The 1,733-nt window shown below is 63.6% G+C and carries 1 protein-coding gene and 1 pseudogene; one reads left to right on the top strand and one right to left on the bottom strand.

Annotation, left to right across the window (positions count from 1 at the left end; genetic code table 11):
* Nucleotides 1–277, top strand: a pseudogene (locus tag ACFYX0_RS47705) (hypothetical protein); the annotation flags it as partial.
* A gap of 79 nt (nucleotides 278–356) precedes the next feature.
* Here ACFYX0_RS47705 and ACFYX0_RS47700 read toward each other — a convergent pair.
* Nucleotides 357–1,022, bottom strand: coding sequence for a hypothetical protein (locus ACFYX0_RS47700; RefSeq protein WP_388982087.1), 666 nt, complete (start codon nucleotides 1,020–1,022; stop codon nucleotides 357–359).
* Nucleotides 1,023–1,733 lie beyond the last annotated feature (711 nt).

The raw sequence follows: 1,733 nt of genomic DNA, 5'->3' as shown, positions 1-1,733 counted from the left end.
AGGCGAATCCGGCCGTGTCACTAGACTCCAGCCCGCTGACCTGCACCTTCACCTCGGAAGGGACTCCAGAACCCCTGAATTGCGCGGAACGCAGGGCGAGGCGATGGACTTGGACCTGGCTTCGAACAACATCAACAACGTCCGAATCAAGCTCAAGCACCTGGCCAGGCGCGGCATTCTGACCGAGCCCGAGCCGGGTCTGTTCACCCTGCCACGACCACAACTGTCCGCCGTGGCGCCTGGGGCCACTCGCTACTCTCCACAGTTCAGAGCATGATCAGTGTTTGAGGTATGTTGCCGTGGCAGGCGCGGGCCAGGGGATGCGCGTAGCCACCTTCGGTCTCGGGCAGAACCGATCATTTGTCCGTTCTCCCGAGTGCCTGGGGCGAGGTAGTGAACCTCCGCCAGACCGGGGCATGGTGGTCGACGCCGAGGAAGTTCTGGAAGTCCCAGTAGACGCCTCCTTCAAGGCGGCCGTACCCATCGCTCGGACGGACGGGCCTGTTGAGAGGGTCGTGCTCATTCTCCCAGTCGATGTCCTCGTACCCGGGGTCGTCGATGCTGTAGTGGGTCAGATAGCCCCGGGCATGCTCGATGTTCAGGTTCAGAGCCGGGAACTGGGCCAGCAGGAGGTCGGGGCGCCCCTGGCACGGAAGATCGCCGAAGAACGAGCCGATGATGCCGGTCTCCTGCTGGAACTGGTCGATTGCTCTGCCGTGGTGGAACAGCTCGCAGCCCCAGAAATCGTCGTCGTAGATGAAGACCAGCAGGCCCGGGCAGTCGTAGGCGCGTGAGACGTGAAGCTGGGCGCGTCGGCGCAGGACCCACTCCCAACCCCGGGTCCATTCCAGCACGGTCCAGTCGCCGCGCCGCTCGTGCAGGGCGTAGGAATCGAGGTTGACGTCGTGGACGTCCTCCAGATTGAGCGTGTGCTCCTCCTGGTGCCAGAACTCCTCCAACGCGGCGTACACCTGCTCGTGGTCGACGCCGTAGAACAGGTTGACGCGCTTGAATGTGCCCATGTGTGCCCCCCGAGGCATGTGGTCGGCGCCGGCGGCCGGCGCTCTCGCCTGGCAGTGTCGCAGCCGCCCGGCTGGAGCCGGTGACCGGGCCGCCGGCGACGTCGGCCGATGCTGCGGATGCTGAGACCCGCTACGCACCCATGAACTGAACAAACGCGCCTGCTGAGAACGCCCAGATAACCAGCGCAGCTACTCCCTCCGAGGCAGCGAAACGGACATCACTTCACATCCCGCCCTCTCACACCCCGACGTGCACGCAATGCCACCTGACGGTAAGTCATTCCAGTCAGCTGGTTCTGCTATGGAACTAATGACGAGTGTCGGTAGCCGTCTCGCCTGTGTGGAGGGTGGGAGCAGACGGGGTCCGGGCTGGGCAGAGTGGCTGTCAGCTGCATGAGCGTGATGCGGATCATCTGGCTCAGACGCGCCAGGGGAAGCGCTGACGCATCGTCGTGGATGAGGACTTTGACCGCGTTGACGGACAGATGGTCATCGTCGCCGAGATGGGGTAGGCCTGCCAGCAGTTCGCGGGAGGGTCGCTTGGTCGCAGCGTGTGAGATATCGGCGAAACGCATCTGGCTGATCGTCTCGGGCATGCAGGGGTGCCCGTCTGTGATTGAACCGCCCCGGGTTCGGTAGAGATCTCAGATTGTGGTTGTGACCTGGGGTTTCGTGAGTTCCGTGTAGTAGTTGGCTTCGTACTCGACGGGC

Origin of the sequence: Streptomyces sp. NPDC002573 (assembly GCF_042889625.1) — a bacterium.
Classification (GTDB): domain Bacteria; phylum Actinomycetota; class Actinomycetes; order Streptomycetales; family Streptomycetaceae; genus Streptomyces; species Streptomyces gibsoniae.
This window is presented reverse-complemented; position numbering and strand designations above follow the sequence as displayed.